Here is a 22,176-nt window from a genome sequence, read left to right as displayed (position 1 = left end):
CCGATGCGGTTCGGGGCCTTCAGCACACGTCTACTCGACCGGGCGGCCCAGCGTCAGATACGCGAACCCCAGCAGCCCGCGGTGCCCGCGCAGCCACCAGTTCCGGTGCGCGTCGGCCTGCTCGCGGACCGCGGCCGCCTCCGGGTGGTCCGGATTGCCCAGCAGCCACACTTCTTTGTCCGCCAGGAACTGCGACTCGAAATCGTCCCATTCGGACTGCTCGACCGACTCCACGCGCAGCGGCCGGAACCCCGTCGCCACGGCAGCATCGACGAACTCCGGCAGCGAGAACCAGTCACCGAGAGACGTCTCCGGCCACATCGCGGCCAGCTCCGCCTCGGTCGGCACCCGGTTCCACACGCCGTCGCCGATCAGGAGCCGCCCGCCGGGCTTGACGATCTTGTACAGCTTGCGCAGCGCATCCGCGGCCGTGCCGAACGCATGCACCGCACCGATGCTGATCACCAGATCCGCCGGCTCGGTCCAATCCTCGCCCCGGTACTCCACGAACTCGAGCCGGTCGGCGATCCCGCGCGAGGCCGCGCCCGCCCGGCCCCGCTCCAAGAGCTCCGCATCCGAGTCGATCCCGTACGCCTTCGCCCCCGCCACCTTCGCGGTCACGCGCTGCAGCAGCTCGCCCCAACCGCACCCGATGTCCACGATCACCTGCGGATTCGCGGCAGCGCACTCCTCGACCTGCCGGTCGAGGCGCCATGCGGCGATGGGGGAGTTGCAGTCCAGATGGCCGTACCGAGCCGGCCCGTCATGAGAAGTCATCGGACGCCACGGTAACAACACGCGCCCATGAGACGTCAACCGAATACCGCCCCGACGAGACCAACGCTGCAATCAACCCCCATGGGCCACTCCCGGCGCACCGCAGTGGGACACTCGCCGCATGACCGACCTCAAGACACACCTCAACCGCTACCTCCAATCCGGCCGCGACGCGGTGCTGTGGAAGCTCGAAGGCCTGGGGGAGTACGACATCCGCCGCCCCCTCACCCCCACCGGCACCAACCTCCTCGGCCTCGTCAAGCACCTCGCCAGCGTCGAGACCGGCTACTTCGGCGAATGCTTCGCCCGCCCCTTCCCCGAGACCCTGCCCTGGCTCGATGACGACGACGCCCACGCCGACCTCTGGGCCACCCCCGACGAGAGCCGCGACTACCTCACCGACCTCTACCGCCGCGTCTGGGACCACTCCGACGCCACCATCCGCGAACTCGACCTCGACGCCGAAGGCAACGTCCCCTGGTGGCCCACCGAGCGCGCCACCGTCACCCTCGGCCAGATCCTCACGCACATGATCGCCGAGACCCACCGCCACGCCGGCCACGCCGACATCGTCCGCGAAGGCATCGACGGCGCCATCGGCATGCGCCAAGGCAACGACAACCTCGGCCGCGACGACGAGCAGTCCTGGACCGAGTACTTCGACCTCGTCGAGCAGAACGCCCGCAAAGCCGCCGGCCGCTGACCCCCGCCGGGCCGGGTCCCGCCGAGGCCCGGCCCGATGTCGCACCCTCCTGCCACACTCGGCCCATGACCGACCCGAAGACCCACCTGCACCACTACCTCACCAACGCCCGCGACGCCGTCCTATGGAAACTCGAAGGCCTGGGGGAGTACGACATCCGCCGCCCCCTCACCCCCACCGGCACCAACCTCCTCGGCCTCGTCAAACATCTCACCTGCACCGCCGCCGACTACTTCGGCGCCGTCTTCGACCGGCCCTTCCCCGACCCCCAGCCCTGGTTCGACCCCGACACCCACCCCGGCGCCGACATGTGGGCCGCACCCGACGAGCCCACCGCCCACCTCGTCGACCTCTACCGGCGCGCCTGGGCCCACGCCGACACCACCATCACCAGCCTCGACCTCGACGCCCCCGGCCGCGTCCCCTGGTGGCCCGCCGACACCGCCGACGTCACCCTCCACCAGATACTCGTCCACATGATCGACGAGACCAACCGCCACGCGGGCCACGCCGACATCATCCGCGAACTCATCGACGGCGCCGCCGGACTGCGCCCCGGCGCCACCAGCCTCCCCACCGAAACCCCCGAATGGTGGACCGAACGCCGCGACACCATCGAACAAGCCGCACGCCAAGCCGCCGGGCAGCACTGAAACAGGCCCCGGCGGTGTGCCGGGACCTGAAACTCCGAACAGGACAAAACACGCGCCGCAGCGCGGGGGAGCAGGAGCCTACTTCCCGCCCTCGCGCTCGGCCAACCGCGCCTCCGCGGACAGGGCCCGCTCACGCCACGACTCCACCGCCGCCGACGCCGCCGCACCCGCGGCCTCGGCCGCGTCCGCACGCGACACCGACACCCGCGCCTCAGCCACCGCACCGGCAACCTCGGCACGCAGCCGCTCCACATCCGCCGCGAGCGCCGCCGCCCGCGCACCGGCCTGCTCCGCATCCCGCCGCGCCACCGCGACCTCCGCCACCAGCGACTCCACCCGCGCCCGCTCCGCATCCCGCTCACCGATGAACCCCAGTGCCCGCGCCTCGGCCCGCTCCAACGCCGCCTCACCGGCCCGCAGCGCCTCCGCCGCCTCCGCGGCCACCTGATCCGCCCGGTCCCGCGCGGCCGCCGCCTCGCCCTGGGCCGCGACCGCCACCCGCTCGGCCTCCTCACGGCCCGACACCGCCGCCTCCCGCTCCGACACCGCGAGCGCACGCGCCTCCTCAGCCGTCCGGGCCGACACCTCAGCCTCGGCCCGAGCCGCCGCAGCAGCCACCGCCTCAGCCACCGCCGCCCCCGTCTCCTCCCGAGCCGCCTCCGCGTCCCGCACCGCCGCCAACCGCGCCGCGACCGCCTCCTTCGCCCGAGCCTCAGCCGCCGACACCGCACCCGCGGCCCGCTCGGCCTCGTCCCGCGCCCCGGCCAGCTCCTCCCGCAACGCCGCCGCAGCCGCGGCCACCTCGTCACGCTCCGCGCGCGCCGCCGCCACCGACGACGCCGCGTCCGACCGCACCTCCGCCAACCGGGCCTCCACCTCGGCCGGATCGGTCTCCGCCCGCAGCGCCTCCGCCAGCGGCGCCAGCGCCGACGCCATCGACTGCTCGATCTGCTCGTACAGCTCCTCGGCCCGCGCCAGCGCCCCCTCGAGCCCCGGCGTCGAGCGGCGCAGCTCGCGCTGGCGCTTGGCCTGGGCGGCGCAGTCGCCTTCGGCGCAGTACAGGCGCGGGCGCCCGCGCCCGGGCTGCTGCGGGATCGGCGTCCCGCACCGCTTGCACAGCGTCGCGCCCTTGGCGGGCGTCCGGGTCGCGGGAACGGCGGTCGTGGTCGTACCTGTTTTCGGCATGCCCACACCCTATCATTTTTAATTTCCGGTTTTAATATTTAAATAACAGAAAAACAGGCGTGTCCCGCCCGGATATATAACTCACGAGAAGTGCCGTTCCCGCAAGTAATGATGTTCTGGGTCCAGACACGGCCTCCCGCGAATCGAGGCCTCATTCGTCGGGTCGGTGGCCCCATTGACGCGATCGGTCCCGCCGGGCCGGTGTGGGCGGAAATCGCGCTGGCGAGGCCTAGCGGGCGTCTGGTAGAAAACGCGAGTGCTTAAGGGAGACAAGGTGGGGCTGCGGGCCCGCCATGAAGCGGACATTCCGGTCTTGCAGGAGGAATTGGGCGGAGACGTGCTGGTCACGGCGCGCGCGACCGGGATGCCGTGGCGGCCGTTCACCCCTGGGGCGGCGGAGGCGCCGTTCGTCGTGGGCGACGCGAAGGACGGGGTCGTGCAGTTCTCCGTGGTCGACTTGGAGAGCGGCGATCTCGTCGGCGTCGCGACCCTGTGGGGCATCGACACGTATCTGCGGTCGGCGCATGTGGGTCTGGGGTTGCGGCCGTCGGCGCGCGGCAAGGGGTACGCCACGGACGTGGTCGCGGTCCTGTGCCACTACGGGTTCGTCGTGCACGGCCTGCACCGTCTGCAGATCGAGACCCTGGCCGACAACGACCCGATGCTGCGCGCCGCCGAACGCAACGGCTTCGTGCGCGAGGGCGTGCGGCGCGGTTCGCACTGGGTCATGGGCGAGTTCCTGGACGAGGTCATCCTGGGTCTGCTCGTCGACGAGTGGCGGGCGGCCGCGGCCTAGCGCGGGTTCTCCCGTTCGGCCCCTGGTGGCGGCGGCCGCTGCGAGTATGGCGGTATCGCTACGACGAAGGGAGCCCGCAATGGGTTCGATGCTCAACCCGTACGTCCAGTTCGACGGGGACGCCCGGGAGGCCATGGAGTTCTATCAGAGCGTGCTCGGCGGCGACCTGAAGGTGATGACCTTCGGCGAGTCCGGCATGCCCGGGCCTGGGGCCGACAAGGTCATGCACGCCCAGCTCACCTCGGAGGCGGGCTACACGATCATGGCCTCCGACACGCCGCCCGGCATGGACTACAAGCCGGGCCAGAACCTCTCGATCAGCATCTCCGGTGACGAGGCCGACCGGCTGCGCGGCTACTGGGAGGGCCTCGGCGAGGGCGCGACGGTCACCATTCCCCTCGAGAAGCAGATGTGGGGCGACGAGTTCGGCGCCCTGGTCGACCGGTTCGGCGTCAGCTGGATGGTCGACATCACGAGCTGACCGCCGCGGGACGCGACGAGAAGCGGGTGCCGGACCCTCGGTCCGGCACCCGCTTCCCACTTCATTACTTGCGGGAATCTCGGCCGAGGTCGGTGGTTCAGTTGAGGCCGCGCGGGATCCGCCAGAACGCGACGCCGGCGAGGACGGCCGACAGTCCGGCGGCGACGCCGAGCTCGATCCACTGGAATTCCCAGTACCGGTCGGCGGGCTGGTACGTGACCTCGAACGAGGCGTCCAGCGCGGTCATGCACTCGTCGGGGGTGCTGCCGCAGGACGTGATGTCGTCCTCGGTCACCTCGGTGCCGTCGCCTTTGTAGACGGTGATGTGGTCGGAGACCACCCACGCGCCGGGGATGGTGTAACCCTGGATGCCGGCGCCCTGCGGGCCGATGCCGAACGAGTCGATCTGGCCGACGGTGTTCGCGTCGGACCACTCGATGGTCTCGGTGACCGGTTCGGCGAAGTGCGGCCGGACCGCGTTCGCCATGAGCAGCTGGAAGGCCGCGAACGCCAGCAGGGTGACGGCCATGGCCACGAGGGTCCTGCGGGCCAGGACGCCGACGACGAGCCCGAGGGTGAACGCCAGCAGCGCGTACCCGAACGGGGCGAGGTCCCTCGAGGCGAACGTCAGCGGTTCGAACCGGGAGTTGACGAGCCCGTCGAACGGTTCGGCCGCCCACGACAGCAGCAGGCTGAGGCCGCCGGTGAGCGCGACGCTCACTCCCCCGACGACGGTGAGTTTCACTGCGAGCCAGCGGGTGCGGGTGACCGACTGGTTCCACACGAGCCGGTGGGTGCCGGTCTCGAGTTCGCGGGTGATGAGCGGCGCGGCCCAGAACGCGCCGATGAGCGCGGGTCCGGCGATGAGGACGAGTCCGATGAGGAGCAGGCCGGGGCCGAACGCGTCGGCGAAGGCGTGCTTGGCGTCGTCGCAGGCGGTGGTGCAGTCGGTGATGGTGAGTCGGTAGGTGTCGCGGAGGTCGCCGGCGAGGTAGATGAGGTAGGCGGCGGCTGCGGCGACGAGGCCGAGGGTCCACAGGGTCTGGGCGCGCATTTGGCGCCAGGTCAGCCAGATCATGCGCGGGTCTCCTGGAGGGTCGGGGCGGTGAGGCCTTCGGCGCGGTGGAGGTAGGTGAGGACCATGTCCTCTAGGCCGATCGGCTCGGCGCCGTCGAGGGTGGTGCGGCCGGTGGTGTCGTGGACGATGAGGGTGGACTGTCGTGGGGTGTGGTCGGCGGCGATGACGTGGATGCCGTCGGGGAGGGCGTCGAGCGAGCCGCGGGGGCCGACGATGCGGTGGTGGTTCGCGGTGAGGTCGTCGATCTCCCCCGCCACTTGGACGCGGGATTCGGCCAGGACGACGAGGTGGTCGCAGACGCGTTCGACGTCGCCGATGAGGTGCGAGGAGAGGATCACCGAGATGTCGAGTTCGGCGACGAACGCCATGAGGTTCTGCAGGAACGCGCGGCGCGCGAGCGGGTCGAGGGCGGCGACCGGTTCGTCGAAGATGAGCAGCTCGGGCCGTTTGGCGGCGGCGAGGGTGAGGGCGAGCTGGGCCTTCTGGCCGCCGGAGAGCCGCCCGGCCTTCTTGGCGGGGTCGAGGCCGATCTGCGCGATGCGGGCCTGGGCGAAGCGGCGGTCCCAGGCGGGGTTGAGGTGCTCCCCCAGTCGCAGGTGGTCGGCGACGGAGAGCCCGGCGTAGACCGGGGTGTCCTGGGCGACGAAGCCGACGCGGGCGAGTTGGGCGGCGTCGGCGGCGGGGGTGCGGCCGAGGACTTCGATGTGCCCGCTGGTGGGGCGGATGAGCCCGGCGGCGAGGGCGAGCAGCGTGGATTTGCCGGCGCCGTTGGGGCCGACGAGGCCGACGATGCGCCCTGCGGGGATGTCGAGGGTGGTTTCGGCCAGGGCCGTGTGCCTGCCGTAGCGCTTGGTGAGTGCGGTCGTGCTCAGGACTGGGGTGCTCATGTGGTCACCTGCGGTGCCTTTCTGATGGTGGTGTCGAACAGGGCTTGGATGGCGTCGTCGTCGAGTCCGGCCCGGCGGGCCTGGGCGATCCACTGCTGGAGTGCGGTCTTGAGTTCGGCGTGCGCGTCGAGGCTGGCGTCGGCGAGCGTGGCGGTGACGAACGTGCCGCGCCCGGGCTGGGGTGCGACGAGGCCTTGGCGTTCGAGTTCGCGGTAGGCCTTGAGGACGGTGTTGGGGTTGATGGCGATCTTGGCGACGACCTGCTTGACCGTGGGCAGCTGGTCCCCCACCTCGAGCATGCCGAGGCGCAGGGCCTGCTGGACCTGGTGGACGAGCTGCATGTAGGGGGCGACGCCGGAGCGCGGCTCGAGATGGAAGTCGATCACGAAAACTCTATTTCACTAGGATGTTAGTACTATAGGACTATGGGGGTGCGGTCGTCAATGCCGGGGTCGGGTTCGGCCTATCGCCCTTGGTTGCGGGGGTGCCGGCCGGCCTGGAGCTCGTTGCCGAACTTGTACGCGCCGGTCCAGCGGGCCATCACCAGCTGCTCGTCCCCCGCCGCGATCTCGTCGAGGAACTTCGCCGCCCGCGCCCCGCGCAGGGTCGCGGCCGCCTTGCCCCGGTGGGTGATGACGACCGTCCCGTCACCGCGCCGGCGGTAGGCGAACCCGGTCGGGGCGCTCACGCGTTCACACGGGCGGCGTTGCGGACCATGAACGCCGCGGCCACGCCGCCGAGGAACCCGAACAGGTGGGCCTGCCAGGAGATCTGCGGCTGCGAGGGGAAGATCCCCCACACCATCGACCCGTACACGCCGACCAGGACCACCGCGATGAGCAGGTCCCCGATCTTGCGCATGACGATGCCGCGCGCGAGCAGGTACCCGAAGACGCCGAAGACGACGCCCGAGGCGCCGACGGTGACGGAGTGCGGCGGGGAGAACAGCCAGACGCCGATCCCCGAGGCGAGCAGGGAGACGACGAGCGCAACCCACATGCCGCGCCAGTCGCGCAGGGCCGCAACGGTGCCCATGACGATGAGCGGCACCGTGTTGGAGGCGAGGTGGCCGGCTCCGGCGTGCAGGAACGGCGCGGCGGCGATGCCGATCAGGCCGTCGACGCTGCGCGGCGTGATGCCGTACGCGGTGAGGTGTCCGGGCGTGACCCAGTCGGCGACGAGCAGGAGCCACATGAGGCCGATGACCGCGCCCCAGAAGGTGAGCGCGCGGCGCAGGGGGTGCATGGGGGCGGGGGTGTTCGGGTCGGTCATCGTCGTCCTTGCGGTGGCGCGGCGGGGTTCGGGGTCTCGGTTGAAGGGTAGTCGGTGGGCGCCTTGTGCGTCCGGCCGCTCGGTTCGGGCAGCGGGCGGCCCCGGCGGCGGGCGGGTGGTAGGTTCCCACGATGGCCTCTAGCCTGCTGAGTCGAGTTTGGAAGCCGGTCGTGTTCGCGTCGTTGTGCGCGGGGCTGCTGGCGGGTTGCGGCGTGGAAGACGGCGCCGCCGAGGAAGGGAATGCTGACGTGGTGCAGATCAGTGACGGTGTCGAGGTGTCGGTCTCGCCCGAGACGGACGCGAAGCCGGTCGTGACGGTGCCGAGCGGCGAGGAGCCGCCGAAGAAGCTGTTCACCTTCGACGTGGTCGAGGGCTCGGGCACCGAGGCGAAGGCCGGCGACTCGGTCGCGGTCCAGTACGCGGGGTTCAACTGGTCGAACGGCAAGGAGTTCGACGCGTCGTGGAACCGGGGCGCGCAGCCGTTCTCGGTGTCGCCGCTGGGTTCGGCCCCGGTCATCCAGGGCTGGAATGACGGCCTCATCGGCGCGCAGGTCGGCGACCGCCGCCTCATCGTGATCCCGCCGGAGCTCGGTTACGGCGCGGCCGGCGCCGGCGGCGTGATCGGCCCGAACGAGACCCTCGTGTTCGTGGTGGACGTCGTCTCGATCAACGGCCAGTCCTAGCCGAGAAAGTCGAAAGGGGCGCCGCGCGACATGCGCGGCGCCCCTTCGGCGTCTTATCCCCCGGCGATGGACGGGAGTATCTGGATGTCGCGGCCGTCGACGGGCGTCGCGAGGCCCTGGAGCCGCCGGGACTCCTCGTCGCCGATGTAGACGTTGACGTAGCGGCGGAGCTTGCCCGCTTCGTCCCGCAACCGCCGGCCCAGCCGCGGGTGGGCGGCGGCGACCTGGTCGAGGACGTCCGCGAGGGTGGCCCCGGGCCGCGCGTCGACGTCGAGGTGGCGGGCCCCGCCGCATTCGGAGGCCAGCGCGGCGGGCAGTTTCACGTCGATCATCACGGGGTCTCCATGGCGCGCACGCAGAGGACGTCGGGCAGGTGGGCGGCGATTTGGTGCCAGTGGCCGTCGTCGTCGGCGGCCCAGACGTCGCCGCAGCGGGTGCCGAAGTACCAGCCGGGGTCGGTGGCGCCGTCGGTGCAGGCGCCGTCGCGCATGACGGTGCCGAAGTAGGGTTCGTCGGGGAGGCCGGTGCCCCAGGCGTGCCAGGTGTCGCCGCTGTCGGTGGTGCGCCAGGCGGTGATGCGGTGGTCGGGTGGGGTGCGGTCCATGGATTCGCCGACGGGCCAGGCCATGACGGTGCCGGCTTGGTGGGGGTGGGCGACCATGGCGAAGCCGAAGTTGGACGGGAGTGTGGCGGAGATGTTGGTCCAGCCGCCGTCGGGGCGGGTGGCGCGGTAGGCGGGGCCGTGGGATTGGGCGTAGAGGGTGCCGGCGGCGTCGCGGGTGACTTTGTGGATGCATTGGCCGGAGTCGGGTTCGGGGTCGGGGCCGTAGTCGATGGTGATGCCTTTGGTGATGCCGGTCCAGGTCTGGCCGTCGTCGTCGGTCTGGTAGATGCCTCCTGAGGAGATGGCGACGGTGAGGTGCTGCGGGTCGGCGGGGTCGGGGACGATGGTGTGGACGGCGGGTCCGCCGGCGCCGGAGGCCCAGGTGGTGTGGTCGGGGTGTTCCCAGAGGGGTCGGTTGAAGGTGAAGGTGTCGCCGTCGTCGTCGGAGGTCCAGAGGCTGGTGGGTTCGACGCCGGCCCAGACGCGGCGGCCGGGGCCGAAGGTGAGTTGCCAGATGCGTTTGACGGTGTTGGTCTGGTCGGTGTCGGGTTGGTCTTCGCCGGCGGTGTCGGAGAAGTCGAGGGGCCGGTAGGGCAGGTCTTGCGGGAAGGCCATGGGGGCGTTCTCGGGTTCGGACCAGGTTTGGGCGTAGTCGGTGGAGCGCCAGATGCTGGGGCCGAAGAAGGTGGCGGCGCCGATGAGGATGCGGCCGGTGGCGGGGTCGCAGGCGGCGGCGTAGATTTCGGCGACGGCGGTGAAGCCGTCGTCGTCGAGTTTGGCGGGGCCGTCGACGGACCAGTGGACGCGGTCGTCGCTGGTGGCGGTGAACAGGCCTTTGCGGGTGCCGATGAGGACGAGGTAGGCCATGGCGGGCTCCTTTGCCGTTCGTTGTGGCTTCTCGTTCCCCATCGTCGCGCCCGGGTGTGACGTTTTCTGGGAGTTACGCGTTTAGGGCGGCCTTGATGTGTGCGGCGACTTGTTCGGGGGTGCGGTGGGTGGTGTCGATGACGTGGGTGGCGTCGCGCATCCATGTGTCGAGGGCGGTTTCGTAGGCGGGGCGGTGGTCGAGGCGCCATTGTTTGGCGGTGGGTTCGTCGGTGTCGTTTTCGACGCGGTGGCGGAAGGTGTCGGGGTCGGTGTGGAGGGTGAAGGCGCGCAGGGGGATGCGGGCGGCGGTGAAGCCGTCGGTGAGTTCGGTCCAGTAGTCGTGTTGGAGGACTGATTGGGGGATGACGAGGGTGCCGCCGACGTAGTCGAGGACTTGGCGGGCGGTTTCGATGGTGAGGCCGCGCCAGGGGTCCCATTCTTTGAAGTCGTGGTGCGGGAGGTCGCCGATGATGCCGCGGAGGAGGTAGCCGATGTGCTCGGCGTCGAAGACGCGGGCGGGGAGGGTGTCTTTGAGGATGCGGGCGGTGGTGGTCTTGCCGGCGCCGAAGTTGCCGTTGAGCCATACGATCATTCGGGGGAATCTAGCAGGAGCGGACCTGTTCGGGCGCGGGTGTTTGTGTTACGTTGCGAACACCCCGGCCGTCCTTTGCTCGAATGTGTCCCGTTAGGACTCTGCTCATGCGCGCTCCCCGTCTGCTCCTGGTGCTCCCGCTGCTGTTCGCCGCCGGCTGCGCTGACCTGGCCGATCTGGCCGACGATGTGGCCACGACCGATGCGGCCGGTACGGGTTCGGAGGTGTCGAACGAGTTCAGTGCGACCGCGCCGTTCACGGTCACGGTCGACCCCGCGGAGTTGACGGCCGCGATCGAGGCGCTCGAGGTCGCCGAGGAGCGCGACGACGGCTACGACCGGTCCCTGTTCCCGCACTGGAAGGACGACGACGGGAACGGCTGCGACGCCCGGGACGACGTCCTGGTCGAGCAGGACCGCTCCGGCGCGTTGACCGAGGCCGACTGCGACGATGCGATGACGGGCGAGTGGATCTCGATGTACGACGGCGAGACGGTCACCGCCTCGGGTGACATCGACATCGACCATTTCGTGCCGTTGAAGGAGGCGTGGGGGTCGGGGGCGGTCGACTGGACCACCGAGGACCGCCAGGCGTACGCGAACTGGCAGGAGAACAACTGGCACCTCATCGCCGTCACCGCCTCCTCCAACCGCTCGAAGTCGGACCAGGACCCGGCGGAGTGGATGCCGACCGACGAGGGGGTCTGGTGCGCTTACGTGTGGGCGTGGGTGGCGGTCAAGACGGAGTGGCATCTCAGTGTCGACGAGGCCGAGAAGACTGCGCTGTTGGACTACACCGCTTCGTCCTGTTAGCCGAGTGCGAGCCAGGTGATCCCGCGCGCTTCGACCGCGGCCTGTTCGGCTGGGGTGAACGCGTCGCGGCCGGTGGCCTTGGCGATGAACGCGACCTTGTCGAGGCCGAGGGCGGCCAGCGCGGTGTCGTGGTCGGGGCCGAGGAGGAGGGCGGTGACGTGTGCGGCGGCTTCGGGGGTGGTCCAGCGGGGTCGGTGGAGGGCGTCGGCGAGGTCGATGCCGTGGACGGCGGTTTCGACGACGCGGGTGGTGAGGAAGTCGTCGAGGGTCATGGGGTCGCCGTGGCGGGTGGTGACGCGGCGTCCGGGTGCTTGTTCGGCGCAGCGGGTGAGGATGCGGTGGCAGGTGGCGTCGAAGTCGGCGGTGAGGGCTGCTCCCCCGGCGCGGGCGGCTTGGGTGGCCGAGTCGATGCGGATGTCGTTGACGGCGGGTGAGAAGCGTTCGTCGGGCCGGTAGTAGCCGGCGGCGTCGACGGTGGCCGCGGGGGGTTCGGGGGCGTCGAGCATGGTGTCGAGGCGGGCGAGGGTCCCGGTGATGTGGGCGAGGAGCGCCCCGGCGTCCCAGGGTTCGCAGCGGGTGGGGGCGTTCCAGTCGGTGATGTCGTTGAGCGCCAGGGACAGTCGTGCGGTTTCGGCGGCGAGCGCGGTGAGCGGTGCGGGTGGCATCATGGGGGCTGATCCTATCCTCTCTGCCTTGTGGAGGCTGTCATGTCGCATCCGCTCGCTTCGTATGCCGCTGTGATCCGTCCGGTGGTGGACCGTCTGCATGTGGCGGTGCGGCATGCCTCGCGGGCGGAGGTCCGTGCCTTGTATGCGGCTCGCGGGCTGGTGCCGGGAGTGGAGATCGATCTGTTCGCCGCGCTGCTGGACCATCCGGTGCCGGAGACGGCGCTGGCGGCGCGGGTGGTGTACACGGGTTTCGATCCGGAGGCGACGCAGGCGCAGGGGCTGGTCGAGCTCGTGGACGGCTGCTGGCGTTTGACGGGGCCGGGCCGTGAGCTCGTGTCGGCGGTGGACGAGGTGCTGGGTGCGGCGGCGGAGCGGTGCTGGTCGTACCGGCCGAGCCCGTCGCTGCCGGGTCTGGCGGCGGTCGAGGCGGCGCTGCCGTTGGTGGAGCGGCTGCTGGAGGCCGGGCAGGCGTCGGGCGGTCCGGTGTTCCGGGCGTTGACGCCGGTGTGGGAGCGGCCGGGCGCTTCGGCCGCGGCGCGCCTGGCGGTGCGGTTGGAGGCGCTGCGCCACCACCGCGCGGATGCGCACCGCGCGGCGTGGGCCGCGGCGGGTTTGACGGCGGCGGAGATCCAGGCGCTGGGGCCGGGGCCGCAGCGGGAGGCGATCGAGGCGGAGACGAACCGTCTCGATGCGCCGGTGTACGAGGCGCTGGACGCGGAGGAACGGCTGGTGCTGCTGGGGTCGCTGGGGGCGCTGCCGGACGGGTTCCAGGTGCCCGCGTAGGGTTCGCGGCTATGACTGGTGAGGCTTGGGAGGCGCGGGTCGCCGCGTTGTGGGAGCGGCTGGACGCGATGGGCCGCGACGAGTTCGTGCGGGCGATGCTGGATCTGGCCGCCGAGTGCGACCCGGAGGATCCGGTGGCGCTGTTCGAGGTCGGGTCCGCCCATGATTCGACCGGGTACACCGAGGCCGCCGTGGGCTACTACGAGCGGGCCGTCGAGGCCGGGCTTGCCGGTGTGCGGCGCCGGCGGGTGTCGATCCAGTTGGCGTCGTCGCTGCGCGAGACCGGCCACCCCGAGCGGGCGCTCGCGTTGCTCGCCGAGGAGCGGGGGCGCGGCTCGGACGAGTACGACGGCGCGCTCGCGATGTGCGAGGCGTTGACGCTCGCGAAGCTCGGCCGCGACCGGGAGGGCCTGTCGGTCGCGCTCATCGCCCTCGCCCCGCACCTGCCGCGTTATCAGCGGTCCACGGTGAACTACGCGCGCGGCCTGGTCGGCGAGCCCCCGATGCGGTAGGCCGGCGGCGTTTCGGCGCGAGCCGCTCCCCCGTCGGGCGGCGGGCGATAGGTTCGATGGCGTGGACGAGCGTGTGACGGTGGCCGAACTGGTTCCGGACCGGTGGCCGGATTTCCTGGCGCTGGCGCGGCAGATGGGCGGCAATCGCAGCTGCTACTGCATGTGGTGGCGCGAGGAGCGCGGGGAGCGCCTGCGCCGGCCGCGGGCCGAGGCGGCCCGGGAGGTCGTCGAGGAGGGGCCGCCGGGGTTGATCGCCTATGCGGGCGGGACCCCGGTCGGCTGGTGCGCTGTGGCGCCGCGCGCGGCGTATCCGCGGCTCAACACCGCCCGTGACACCCGGCCGCTGCCCGATGCCGGGGATCTGGACCGCGTGTGGGTGGTGTCCTGTTTCTTCGTGCCCGAGCAGTGGCGCGGGCGCGGCGTGTCCCGCGCGCTGCTGGACGCCGCCGTGGCCTTCGCCTATCGGAGGGGCGCCACCGTCGTCGAAGGCGTGCCGGTCGACCCCGCGGTGGTCGACCGCAGCCCGGGCGGCTCGTACACCGGGACGCTGCCGCTGTTCCTGGCCGCCGGGTTCGAGGAGGTCGCCCGCCCTACTCCGAAGGCCCGGGTGACCGTGCGGCATCGCCCCCGGCGCTGAGGCTCACCCGTCGATCGGGTCGGCCAGGACCGCGGCGAGGTTGCGGGCCTGGGCGCCGTCGTCGTCGGTGCCGGAGATCCCGGCGATCATGATGAGGGCCTTCCAGAGGGTCCAGGCGCGGGCGCGCGCCCAGGTGGCGTCGTCGAGTCCCGCGGCGGCGCGGAAGCGCCGCCGTTCGTCGCCGGTGAAGTAGGTCCAGGCGATCTGCAGGTCGCAGGCGGGGTCGCCGACGCCGCAGGTGCCGAAGTCGATCAGCGCCGAGAGCACGCCATCGGTGGTGAGGAGGTTCCCGGGGGCGATGTCGCCGTGGAACCACACCGGTCCCCGCGCCCACACGCTGCGCACCCCCGCCTCCCAGACCGCTTGGCACGCTTCGGTGTCGACCGCGCCTTCGAGCAGCCGCAGCGACCGCTGGACCTGGTCGGCGTAGGCGCTGGGGTGGCAGCCGCGGTAGAACGAGTGCCGCCCGGCCGCGGGGCCGCCGGCGGCGGGGACGGCGCGCAGGATCGTCAAGATCTTCCCGAGGTCGTCGGCGAGCCGCCCCCGGTCCACGTCCGGGGCGTCGAGGAGGGTCTCGCCCTCGAGCCAGCGCCGGACCGACCACGGGTGCGGGTACGCCTCGGAGGGGCGGCCGGTGGCGACCGGTTCGGGGACGGGCAGCGGCAGGTGCGCGGCGAGGGCGGGCAGGCACTGGTCTTCTTTGGCGACGGCCGCGACATAGGCCGCGGCGCTGGGCAGGCGCACGGACAGGTCGGTGCCGAGGCGGAAGGTGCGGTTGTCCCAGCCTTGCCGGGGCACGGGCGTCACGGGCAGGTGCGCCCAATGCGGGAACTGGTCGGCGATGAGGGCTTCGACGATGCCGGTGGTGGGTTCAGGCACGGGTGTGCTCCTCCGCGGTCAGGTGCAGGACCAGCGCCGCGCGTTCAGGTGCGGGCGCGGGCGGGATCGAGAGGCATTCGTAGCCGAGTTCGCGGTAGGTGTCGCGGTGGATCTGTTCGAAGTGGAGCGCTTCTTGGAGGCCGATGTGGCGCGCTTCGGTGTGCGTGATGAACCCGAGGTTCTCGACGAAGAGGACGCGGCGCTGATAGACCGCTTCGCGGCGGATGCGGTCGAGTTCGGCGGTCAGGGCCGGGCCGATCGCGCGGCCTTGCAGCCGCGCCAGCGCGAGCGTGCATATCGGGGACCGGTCGAAGTACTGGGAGGGTCCGGGCAAGGTGTCGGCATGGACTTGCCTGCGGTGCTGCTCGCGGGCGATCGCGTCGAGGAAGTCCGGGGCGTTCCAGGGCAGGGGGTCGCCTGCGGCTTGTGCTCGTGTGATGAGGTCGGTGGCGGTTTCGGGGACGACGGTGTGCCCGGCGGCGGCGAGCAGCCCGGCGATGGTGGTCTTGCCGGCACCCGGTGTGCCGGTGAGGATGTGGCGCCGCAAGCGGTCCCTTTCAGATGGTGAGGTCGCGGGCGGTGTCGACGATCGCCCGGTCGCCCGCGTCGAGGTGGTGTGCGAGGCGGTCGGCGGCGATCCGGTACAGGGCGAGGGCGGCCCGGCAGCCGGTCTCGTGGTCGGCCGGGAGGACGCCGGCGGCGGTGTCCCAGGCGGCGGCCCAGTCGGGGCCTTCGGCGGCGGCGACGGCGTCCCAGAGGTCGTTCTCGGAGTCGCACACGAGCCGGCCGGCGACGGCGAGGGCGTAGCCGAGCTGGAGGACGAGGATCGCCCGGTTGGCGGCCGCGGCGCGGGGCCGGTCGAGGGCGAGCATGCCGTGGGTCTTGTGGACTTCCTCGGCGAGGCCGACCAGTTCCCGTGCCGCCCACCGGTCGGCCTCGGCCCCGATCGACTCCCAGGTCCAGGCGCGGGCGCGGGCTTGGAGGTCGGCCATGCGCCCGTCGGGGTCGTGGAGGATCCGCGCGGTGCGCCAGGCGCCGACGGCGGTCACGGCCTCCCACGGGTGGGCGAGGCCGCCTTCGAGGTCGGCGGCGCTCTTGCGCGCGAGGGTGACCATGCGGCCCTCGACCTGCCGGACCTCGGTGCCGGGGTCGGCGTCGACGGCGAGGAACAGGTCGATGTCCGAATGCGGATGGTCGGTGCCTTTGGCGACGGATCCGAACAGGCCGATCCCGAGCGTCCCGGGGGCGAGGTCCGCGGCGAGCCGCTCGGCGATCGCCAGCGCCTGGGTGTGGTGGTGCACGCGTCGAGTATCGCCGCGGGCCCCGTTGGTGTCGAGGGGTTTTCAGACGGACCGGTAGTAGTCGATCTTCCCGGAGATGTAGTCGCGTTTCGCGGCGAGGTCGGCCATACGGTCGTCGACGGCGAGGCGGTGGGTTTCGAGGAGGCGGATGCGTTCGGGGATGGTGTGGTCGCCGTCGCGGACGAGGTCGGCGAAGCGGGCCATCTGCTCGACGGGCATGCCGGTGTCGCGCAGGCATTTGAGGGTGCCGAGCCATTCGAGGTCGCCGTCGGTGAAGCGCCGCTGCCCGGTCGCGGTGCGGCCGACCGCGTCGATCAGGCCGATGCGCTCGTAGTAGCGGAGGGTGTCCATCGTGAAGCCGGAGCGGCGCGCGCATTCGCCGATGGTGTAGGTGGGGGCCGTTGCATTGTCTGCCACAAGCAACGACGATACTCCACTGCCGCTGCCTGCGGGTTTGCGTTGGAGTCCACTCCAAGCCCTAGCGTCGGGGTCCGGAAGAGAGGAGACCGCTGTGGAGCGGATCGCATTGGGACCGGACCGGATCGGCGTCTCGCGCCTGTGCCTGGGGGCCATGGCCCTGGGCGGGGTGCAGGACGAGGCCACGAGCTTCGCGATTCTGGACCGGTTCGTCGAACTGGGCGGCAATTTCATCGACACCGCCAACTGCTACATGTTCTGGATCGACGGCGGCACCGGGGATGAGTCGGAGCTGCTGCTGGGGCGCTGGCTGGCCGCCCGCGGCAACCGGGACGACCTGGTCATCGCCACGAAGGTGGGGCGCCGCCCGTCCTTCCCGGGCGGGGGCCTGGAGCATTCGGAGCCGTTGACGCCCGAGCGGATCGCGACCGGCCTCGAGGAGTCGCTGGCCAGGCTGGGCACCGACCGGGTGGACCTGTTCTGGTCGCACCGCGACGACCCGGGCACGCCGCTGGAGGCGACGGTCGCGGGCTTCGACGCGGTGGTGCGGGACGGGAAGGCGCGCATGGTCGGCGCGTCGAACCACACCGCGTGGCGCGTCGAGCGCGCCCGCGGCATCGCCGCCCGGACGGGGGCGGCGGCGTACACGGCGATGCAGAACCGGTACTCGTACCTCAAGCCGCGGCCCGAGACGGTGCTGCCCGAGGGCGGGCACGTCCACGCCGCGCCGACGGACCTGGAATTCATCGCCGCGACCCCGGGTGCGGCGCTGCTGGCGTACTCATCGCTCCTGTCGGGCGCGTACACCAACCCGGCCAAGCCGCTCGGCGACCACTACGAGCACCCCGGCACGACCGCGCGCCTGCGCGTGCTCGACGAGGTCGCGGCGGAGACGGGCGCCTCGCGCAACCAGGTGGTGCTGGCGTGGCTGGCCGGGCACGACGCACCGGTCATCCCGCTGGTCGGGGTCTCGTCGGTCGCGCAGCTCGACGAAGCCGCCGCCGGACTCGAGTTGAAGCTCGACCCGGGGCAGTGGGCGCGCATGACCGACGCGGCCTAGCCGAGGAAGGACAGGCGCACGGTCCGGTCGGGGTTGTCGCGGTTGGTGTCGACCAGCAGCACCGACTGCCACGTGCCCAACGCGATGCGCCCGGCCACGACCGGGAGCGTGGCGTGCGGGGCGACCAGGGCCGGCAGGACGTGGTCCCTGCCGTGCCCGGTCGAGCCGTGCTGGTGGCGCCACCGGTCGGTGCGCGGCAGGAGGTCGGCGAGGGCGTCCAGGAGGTCCTCGTCCGACCCCGCGCCGGTCTCGATGACGGCGATCCCGGCGGTCGCGTGCGGGACGAACACGTTGAGCAGGCCGTCGCGGGCGCCCGCCTCGGTCAGGAACGCCTCGCAGGCGCCGGTGAGGTCCGTGACGGTCTCGCGGCGTCCGGTGTGGACGGCGATGGTGGTGGTGTGGAACGCCGAGCTCATGACGCGATCTTGCCACGCCGGCGCCTGTCGTACCGTCGGGGTACGTTGCGTCCATTGCGGCGAGAGGGGACATCGTGACGACCTATGCGGCACTGCTGCGGGGCGTGAACGTCGGCGGGCACCGCAAGGTGCCCATGGCCGGCCTGCGCACCGCGCTCACCGAGGCCGGGTTCGCCCGGGTGCGCACCTACATCCAGTCGGGGAACCTCGTCCTCGACGCCGACACCACCGCCACAGCGGTCGCCGAGGCGATCGCGGGTGTGATCGAGGCCGAGTTCGGGCACCGGGTCCCGGTCATGGTCCGCACCGGCGCCGAACTCGACCGCATCATCGACGCCGACCCGTTCGCCGGGCGCGGCCTCGATGAAGCGAAGGTGACCGTGACGTTCCTGTCCGGGCCCGCGCCCGCGCTGGCCGTCCCCGAGGGCCGGCCCGAGGAGGCGGTCGTGGCCGGCTCGGAGGTGTGGGTGTACTACCCGGACGGGCTCGGGAAGTCCACGCTGGACCGTTCGGGGTTCTGGAAGCCCCTGGGCGACACGGCGGCCACGACCCGGAACCTGCGCACGGTCCGCCGGCTGCGGGACATGGCCGCTGAGACGCCAGAATGATTGCGGGGCTTGGGTTATGGTGGGACGCATGGCCGCTGAACTCATTGGTGTCGACTGGTCCGCCGCCCCCGCCCCCCGCGGGCCGGGCGCCGATCCGTACCGGGCCTACCTCGACACGCTCGGGTCGGCCGAGTCGCGGCGGACCATGCGCGGCTGCCTCGACCGCATCGCCCAGCTGCTCTCGGGCGACCCCGAAGCGGTCGGCGAAGGCCAGCCGTGGCATCTGCTGCGCTACGAGCACACGTCGCGGCTGCGGGCGGCGATGATCGACGCGGGCTGGTCCGGCGCGTACGTCAACAAGCACCTCGCGGCCCTGCGCCGCGTCCTTAAGGAAGCGTGGCGGCTCGACCTCATGGCCGCCGAGGACTACCAGCGCGCCTGCGACCTGCAACCGGTCAAAGCCCAGCGGCTCCCGGTCGGCCAGGCCGTCGACGCCGAAGCGCTCGGCGCGGCCCTGTACGCGTGCGACGCCGACCCCGGCCCGGCCGGCGCCCGCGACGCCGCCGTCCTCGCCACCTTGTACTCGACGGGGTGCCGGCGCTCGGAGATCGCCTCGATGCGCCTGGCCGACTACGACCCGGCCGAGCGGTCCATCCGCATCGTCGGCAAGGGCAACAAGGAGCGCGCCGTCTACGTCACCGAGGCCGCCCAGGCCCGCCTCGACCGGTGGACGCAGATCCGCGGCAACGACCCCGGCGCCCTGTTCTGCCCGATCAACAAGGCCGGGCGGCTGCGCCGCACCGGCACGCACCTCTCGGGCATGACCGGGCAGGCCATCGCCGACCTGCTCATGAAACGCCTGGTCGAGGCCGGGCAGCGCCGCCACACCCCGCACGACTTCCGCCGCACCTTCATCGGCGAACTCCTCGACGCCGGCGTCGACCTGGCCATCACCCAGTCCCTGGTCGGCCACGCCTCCCCCGCCACCACCGCCCGCTACGACCGCCGCCCCGCCCGCCGCTCCCGCGAGGCGGTCGACCGACTCCAGCTCCCCGAATCGTGATGTCGATTTCTGGCTAGCCGTTGTCGTACCAGGGAGGCAGTCTTGGGGGCATGGACTTCCACGCGATCCTCGGCGACACCGACCGGCTGCAGGCCGCCGTCGCCGGCCGCGACGCCCGCTTCGACGGCTGGGTGTTCCTGGCCGTCACCTCGACCCGCATCTACTGCCGCCCCTCCTGCCCCGCGGTCAAACCCAAACGCGAACACCAGCGGTTCTACGCCTCCGCCGCGGCCGCGCAGGACGCCGGCTACCGGGCCTGCAAACGCTGCCGCCCCGACGCCTCCCCCGGCTCCCCCGCCTGGGACTGGCGCTCGGACGTGTGCGCCCGCGCGATGCGCCTCATCGGCGAAGGCGTCGTCGACCGCGACGGCGCCGCCGGCCTCGCCGCCCGCCTCGGCTACTCCCTGCGCCAACTCGAACGCCTCCTCATCGCCGAAGTCGGCGCCGGACCGGCCGCCCTCGCCCGCGCCCAACGGGCCCAAGTCGCCCGCACCCTCATCGAATCCACCGACCTGCCCATGGGCCAGGTCGCCTTCGCCGCCGGATTCGCCTCCATCCGCGCCTTCAACCGCGTCGTCGCCGACGTCTTCGCCTGCTCCCCCACCGAACTGCGCGCCAAAGCCAAAGGCCGCACGGCGCCCGGCGGCGGCGCCATCACCCTCCGCCTCGCCTACCGCGAACCGTTCGAGCCCTCCAACCTCTTCGGGCACCTCGCCGCCGCCGCCGCCCCCGGCGTCGAAGAATGGAGCGACGGCGCCTACCGGCGCACCCTGCGCCTGCCCCACGGCCCCGGCACCGCCGCCCTGCGCCCCGGACCCGGCTACATCGAATGCCGCCTCCGCGTCGCCGACCTGCGGGACGTGACCGCCGCGGTCGCCCGCTGCCGCCGCGCCCTCGACCTCGACGCCGACCCCCACGCCCCCATGGAAGCCCTCACCGCCGACCCCGTCCTCGCCCCCCTCGTCGCCAAGACCCCCGGCCGGCGCGTCCCGCGCAAAGCCGACGGCCCCGAATACGCCCTGCGCGCCGTCATCGGCCAGCAGATCGCCACCGCCTCGGCCGCCACCGTCGCCGCCCGCCTCGCCGAACGCTACGGCGAGCCGGTCGAGGACCCCGACGGCGGCCTCACCCGGCTGTTCCCGTCCCCGGCCGCGCTGGCCGAGGCCGATCCCGCGCATCTGCCGATGCCGGCCCGCCGCAAGGCCACCGTTCTGGGCCTCGCCGCGGCGCTCGCGCAGGGGCGGGTCGATGTGGGGCCCGGCGCGGACTGGGCGAAGGCCCGGCAGGACCTCGCCGGGGTGCCGGGGGTGGGGCCGTGGACGATCGAGATGATCGCCATGCGCGCGCTGGGGGACCCGGATGCGTTCCCGGTCAAGGACCTCGGGGTCGTCAAAGGCGCCCGGCACCTCGACCTGGGCGCGGGGAAGGCCCTGGAGGCGAGGTCGCAGGCGTGGCGGCCCTGGCGGGCCTACGCCGTCCAGTACCTGTGGGCCTCGAGCGAGCATCCGACGAACCACCTGCCGACCGACACCGTGAAGGAGACCGCAGCATGACCACCGCGATTGATCCCACCGCAAGGCATTTGACGATGGAGTCCCCGCTGGGGCTCATGGCCGTCTCGGCGGTCGACGCGGGCGTCACCTACGTCCACATGGGCGTGGAGGAGATGAAGGACGCCTGGGGGCCCGAGGAGGCCACCCCGGTCCTGGGGGCCGCCGTCGACCAGCTCGAGGCCTATTTCGCCGGGGACTTGAAAGACTTCGACCTGCCGCTCGCCGCCGCCGGCACGGCGTTCCAGCACAAGGTGTGGAAGGAGCTGTGCCGCATCCCCTACGGCGAGACCGTGTCTTATATGGACATCGCGGAGCGGATCGGGGACCGCAAGGCGGTGCGGGCGGTCGGACTGGCGAACGGGCGCAATCCGATCGCGATCGTCGTCCCCTGCCACCGGGTGATCGGCGCGAACGGGAAGCTCACCGGCTACGCCGGGGGCCTGTGGCGCAAGGAGCGGCTGCTGTCGCTCGAGCGGGGCGAGCCGGCCCTGTTCGGCTAGATGAGGGTGACGTCGAGTTCGACGGTGACCGCGTCGTGCTCGACGATGATGGTCGCGGCCCAGCAGATCTCGTCGTCGCATCCGGCCGGGATGACGCCCGTGGCGGTCCCGCCCGGGCTCGTCCCGGCCAGCAGCGGCGCGTCCATGCCGTTGCCGGCGAGGAAGTCGTCGAAGTCGTCCGAGGGGATCTCGACGGTGACTTCGGCCCGGTCGCCGGGGGTCGGGGACTCCATCGCCGTCAGGTCGGCGTCGGTCACCTCGGTGTCCTCGGGGAAGTCCAGGTGCGTGGCGCTCTGGACGGTGGCCAGGCTCGGCTGCGGGCCGCCTTCGAGCGCCCAGGCCACACCCCAGACGGCGGCGAGGAGCCCGGCGGCGACGCACGCGAGCCACAGGGCGGCGATGAGGGCGCGGCGGACCGTCGGCTGCGGCTGGGGTTGCATGGCCGCGAC

The 22,176-nt window shown here is 72.0% G+C and carries 31 protein-coding genes; 14 read left to right on the top strand and 17 right to left on the bottom strand.

The window, feature by feature from the left end:
* Positions 1 to 30 precede the first annotated feature (30 nt).
* Entirely contained in the window at positions 31 to 777 is a 747-nt protein-coding gene (locus J5V16_RS05315; protein WP_208495014.1) for an SAM-dependent methyltransferase, read from the bottom strand.
* A 121-nt stretch (positions 778 to 898) separates the two neighbouring features.
* Between J5V16_RS05315 and J5V16_RS05310 the strand changes: the two genes are divergently transcribed.
* On the top strand, positions 899 to 1,480 hold the full coding sequence (locus tag J5V16_RS05310; protein ID WP_208495013.1) for a DinB family protein: 582 nt from the start codon (positions 899 to 901) through the stop codon (positions 1,478 to 1,480).
* 65 nt (positions 1,481 to 1,545) lie between these two features.
* Positions 1,546 to 2,133: a DinB family protein gene (locus J5V16_RS05305; protein ID WP_208495012.1), complete on the top strand. Its 588-nt coding sequence runs from the start codon at positions 1,546 to 1,548 to the stop codon at positions 2,131 to 2,133.
* Between the two features lie 78 nt (positions 2,134 to 2,211).
* Here J5V16_RS05305 and J5V16_RS05300 read toward each other — a convergent pair whose 3' ends face one another.
* Complete coding sequence (locus J5V16_RS05300) at positions 2,212 to 3,318, bottom strand: hypothetical protein (protein ID WP_208495011.1); 1,107 nt, start codon at positions 3,316 to 3,318, stop codon at positions 2,212 to 2,214.
* A 256-nt stretch (positions 3,319 to 3,574) separates the two neighbouring features.
* Between J5V16_RS05300 and J5V16_RS05295 the strand changes: the two genes are divergently transcribed.
* Together J5V16_RS05295 and J5V16_RS05290 are read left to right on the top strand one after the other, a co-directional pair.
* Entirely contained in the window at positions 3,575 to 4,114 is a 540-nt protein-coding gene (locus J5V16_RS05295; protein WP_208495010.1) for a GNAT family N-acetyltransferase, read from the top strand.
* A gap of 79 nt (positions 4,115 to 4,193) precedes the next feature.
* Complete coding sequence (locus J5V16_RS05290; RefSeq protein WP_208495009.1) at positions 4,194 to 4,595, top strand: VOC family protein; 402 nt, start codon at positions 4,194 to 4,196, stop codon at positions 4,593 to 4,595.
* 97 nt (positions 4,596 to 4,692) lie between these two features.
* On the opposite strand, the gene J5V16_RS05285 is transcribed toward J5V16_RS05290, so the two are convergent.
* The 5 genes from J5V16_RS05285 to J5V16_RS05265 all read right to left on the bottom strand — a co-directional run bounded on the left by J5V16_RS05285 (position 4,693) and on the right by J5V16_RS05265 (position 7,832).
* Positions 4,693 to 5,673 carry an ABC transporter permease subunit gene (locus J5V16_RS05285; protein ID WP_208495008.1) on the bottom strand — a complete coding sequence of 327 codons (981 nt, stop codon included), beginning with the start codon at positions 5,671 to 5,673 and terminating at the stop codon, positions 4,693 to 4,695.
* Complete coding sequence (locus tag J5V16_RS05280; protein ID WP_208495007.1) at positions 5,670 to 6,560, bottom strand: ABC transporter ATP-binding protein; 891 nt, start codon at positions 6,558 to 6,560, stop codon at positions 5,670 to 5,672. Before J5V16_RS05280 ends, J5V16_RS05285 begins: the two co-directional genes overlap by 4 nt.
* Positions 6,557 to 6,946: a GntR family transcriptional regulator gene (locus J5V16_RS05275; RefSeq protein ID WP_307792865.1), complete on the bottom strand. Its 390-nt coding sequence runs from the start codon at positions 6,944 to 6,946 to the stop codon at positions 6,557 to 6,559. The genes J5V16_RS05280 and J5V16_RS05275 overlap by 4 nt, the downstream gene beginning before the upstream one ends.
* A gap of 77 nt (positions 6,947 to 7,023) precedes the next feature.
* Positions 7,024 to 7,248: a hypothetical protein gene (locus J5V16_RS05270; RefSeq protein ID WP_208495006.1), complete on the bottom strand. Its 225-nt coding sequence runs from the start codon at positions 7,246 to 7,248 to the stop codon at positions 7,024 to 7,026.
* Entirely contained in the window at positions 7,245 to 7,832 is a 588-nt protein-coding gene (locus J5V16_RS05265) for a rhomboid family intramembrane serine protease (protein WP_208495005.1), read from the bottom strand. Before J5V16_RS05265 ends, J5V16_RS05270 begins: the two co-directional genes overlap by 4 nt.
* Positions 7,833 to 8,080: 248 nt before the next feature.
* Here J5V16_RS05265 and J5V16_RS24220 point away from each other — a divergent pair, with 248 nt between their 5' ends.
* Positions 8,081 to 8,515, top strand: a complete 435-nt coding sequence (locus tag J5V16_RS24220; RefSeq protein WP_307792864.1) for an FKBP-type peptidyl-prolyl cis-trans isomerase — start codon at positions 8,081 to 8,083, stop codon at positions 8,513 to 8,515.
* Positions 8,516 to 8,568: 53 nt separating this feature from the next.
* On the opposite strand, the gene J5V16_RS05255 is transcribed toward J5V16_RS24220, so the two are convergent.
* The 3 genes from J5V16_RS05255 to J5V16_RS05245 all read right to left on the bottom strand — a co-directional run bounded on the left by J5V16_RS05255 (position 8,569) and on the right by J5V16_RS05245 (position 10,578).
* The gene (locus J5V16_RS05255) at positions 8,569 to 8,847 is read right to left on the bottom strand and encodes a MoaD/ThiS family protein (RefSeq protein ID WP_243900743.1); all 279 of its coding nucleotides are present in this window, start codon (positions 8,845 to 8,847) and stop codon (positions 8,569 to 8,571) included.
* A complete protein-coding gene (locus J5V16_RS05250; protein ID WP_208495002.1) occupies positions 8,847 to 9,986 on the bottom strand; it encodes a WD40/YVTN/BNR-like repeat-containing protein in 1,140 nt (379 codons plus the stop codon). The genes J5V16_RS05255 and J5V16_RS05250 overlap by 1 nt, the downstream gene beginning before the upstream one ends.
* A gap of 73 nt (positions 9,987 to 10,059) precedes the next feature.
* A complete protein-coding gene (locus J5V16_RS05245) occupies positions 10,060 to 10,578 on the bottom strand; it encodes an AAA family ATPase (RefSeq protein ID WP_208495001.1) in 519 nt (172 codons plus the stop codon).
* A gap of 107 nt (positions 10,579 to 10,685) precedes the next feature.
* Here J5V16_RS05245 and J5V16_RS05240 point away from each other — a divergent pair, with 107 nt between their 5' ends.
* Complete coding sequence (locus J5V16_RS05240) at positions 10,686 to 11,390, top strand: HNH endonuclease family protein (protein ID WP_208495000.1); 705 nt, start codon at positions 10,686 to 10,688, stop codon at positions 11,388 to 11,390.
* Here the strand turns inward: J5V16_RS05240 and J5V16_RS05235 are convergent.
* Complete coding sequence (locus J5V16_RS05235; protein WP_208494999.1) at positions 11,387 to 12,058, bottom strand: maleylpyruvate isomerase N-terminal domain-containing protein; 672 nt, start codon at positions 12,056 to 12,058, stop codon at positions 11,387 to 11,389. The genes J5V16_RS05240 and J5V16_RS05235 overlap by 4 nt on opposite strands.
* 39 nt (positions 12,059 to 12,097) lie before the next feature.
* On the opposite strand from J5V16_RS05235, the gene J5V16_RS05230 reads away from it, so the two are divergent.
* The 3 genes from J5V16_RS05230 to J5V16_RS05220 all read left to right on the top strand — a co-directional run bounded on the left by J5V16_RS05230 (position 12,098) and on the right by J5V16_RS05220 (position 13,990).
* On the top strand, positions 12,098 to 12,841 hold the full coding sequence (locus tag J5V16_RS05230; protein ID WP_208494998.1) for a hypothetical protein: 744 nt from the start codon (positions 12,098 to 12,100) through the stop codon (positions 12,839 to 12,841).
* 11 nt (positions 12,842 to 12,852) lie between these two features.
* Positions 12,853 to 13,353, top strand: a complete 501-nt coding sequence (locus J5V16_RS05225) for a tetratricopeptide repeat protein (RefSeq protein ID WP_208494997.1) — start codon at positions 12,853 to 12,855, stop codon at positions 13,351 to 13,353.
* 61 nt (positions 13,354 to 13,414) lie between these two features.
* Positions 13,415 to 13,990: a GNAT family N-acetyltransferase gene (locus tag J5V16_RS05220; protein ID WP_208494996.1), complete on the top strand. Its 576-nt coding sequence runs from the start codon at positions 13,415 to 13,417 to the stop codon at positions 13,988 to 13,990.
* Between the two features lie 3 nt (positions 13,991 to 13,993).
* Here J5V16_RS05220 and J5V16_RS05215 read toward each other — a convergent pair whose 3' ends face one another.
* From J5V16_RS05215 to J5V16_RS24920, 4 genes are read right to left on the bottom strand one after another with little or no spacing between them, the layout of a single operon-like run.
* A complete protein-coding gene (locus tag J5V16_RS05215) occupies positions 13,994 to 14,869 on the bottom strand; it encodes an aminoglycoside phosphotransferase family protein (protein ID WP_208494995.1) in 876 nt (291 codons plus the stop codon).
* A complete protein-coding gene (locus tag J5V16_RS05210) occupies positions 14,862 to 15,416 on the bottom strand; it encodes an ATP/GTP-binding protein (RefSeq protein ID WP_208494994.1) in 555 nt (184 codons plus the stop codon). The genes J5V16_RS05215 and J5V16_RS05210 overlap by 8 nt, the downstream gene beginning before the upstream one ends.
* 10 nt (positions 15,417 to 15,426) lie before the next feature.
* Complete coding sequence (locus J5V16_RS05205) at positions 15,427 to 16,170, bottom strand: nucleotidyltransferase family protein (protein ID WP_208494993.1); 744 nt, start codon at positions 16,168 to 16,170, stop codon at positions 15,427 to 15,429.
* A gap of 42 nt (positions 16,171 to 16,212) precedes the next feature.
* Positions 16,213 to 16,587, bottom strand: a complete 375-nt coding sequence (locus J5V16_RS24920; protein WP_307792863.1) for a MerR family transcriptional regulator — start codon at positions 16,585 to 16,587, stop codon at positions 16,213 to 16,215.
* 94 nt (positions 16,588 to 16,681) lie between these two features.
* On the opposite strand from J5V16_RS24920, the gene J5V16_RS05195 reads away from it, so the two are divergent.
* Positions 16,682 to 17,647, top strand: coding sequence for an aldo/keto reductase (locus J5V16_RS05195; protein WP_307792862.1), 966 nt, complete (start codon positions 16,682 to 16,684; stop codon positions 17,645 to 17,647).
* Here the strand turns inward: J5V16_RS05195 and J5V16_RS05190 are convergent.
* Entirely contained in the window at positions 17,644 to 18,063 is a 420-nt protein-coding gene (locus tag J5V16_RS05190; RefSeq protein WP_208494991.1) for a secondary thiamine-phosphate synthase enzyme YjbQ, read from the bottom strand. The genes J5V16_RS05195 and J5V16_RS05190 overlap by 4 nt on opposite strands.
* Positions 18,064 to 18,137: 74 nt before the next feature.
* On the opposite strand from J5V16_RS05190, the gene J5V16_RS05185 reads away from it, so the two are divergent.
* The 4 genes from J5V16_RS05185 to J5V16_RS05170 are packed head-to-tail and all read left to right on the top strand — an operon-like array spanning position 18,138 to position 21,727.
* The gene (locus J5V16_RS05185; RefSeq protein ID WP_208494990.1) at positions 18,138 to 18,671 is read left to right on the top strand and encodes a DUF1697 domain-containing protein; all 534 of its coding nucleotides are present in this window, start codon (positions 18,138 to 18,140) and stop codon (positions 18,669 to 18,671) included.
* 28 nt (positions 18,672 to 18,699) lie between these two features.
* The gene (locus J5V16_RS05180) at positions 18,700 to 19,674 is read left to right on the top strand and encodes a tyrosine-type recombinase/integrase (protein ID WP_208494989.1); all 975 of its coding nucleotides are present in this window, start codon (positions 18,700 to 18,702) and stop codon (positions 19,672 to 19,674) included.
* A 50-nt stretch (positions 19,675 to 19,724) separates the two neighbouring features.
* Complete coding sequence (locus J5V16_RS05175) at positions 19,725 to 21,227, top strand: DNA-3-methyladenine glycosylase 2 family protein (protein ID WP_208494988.1); 1,503 nt, start codon at positions 19,725 to 19,727, stop codon at positions 21,225 to 21,227.
* On the top strand, positions 21,224 to 21,727 hold the full coding sequence (locus J5V16_RS05170; protein WP_243900742.1) for a methylated-DNA--[protein]-cysteine S-methyltransferase: 504 nt from the start codon (positions 21,224 to 21,226) through the stop codon (positions 21,725 to 21,727). Before J5V16_RS05175 ends, J5V16_RS05170 begins: the two co-directional genes overlap by 4 nt.
* Here J5V16_RS05170 and J5V16_RS05165 read toward each other — a convergent pair.
* The gene (locus J5V16_RS05165) at positions 21,724 to 22,167 is read right to left on the bottom strand and encodes a hypothetical protein (protein WP_208494987.1); all 444 of its coding nucleotides are present in this window, start codon (positions 22,165 to 22,167) and stop codon (positions 21,724 to 21,726) included. The genes J5V16_RS05170 and J5V16_RS05165 overlap by 4 nt on opposite strands.
* Positions 22,168 to 22,176 lie beyond the last annotated feature (9 nt).

The sequence above is a fragment of the Glycomyces niveus genome (assembly GCF_017592475.1).
GTDB classification, from domain to species: Bacteria; Actinomycetota; Actinomycetes; order Mycobacteriales; family Micromonosporaceae; genus Glycomyces; species Glycomyces niveus.
This window is presented reverse-complemented; position numbering and strand designations above follow the sequence as displayed.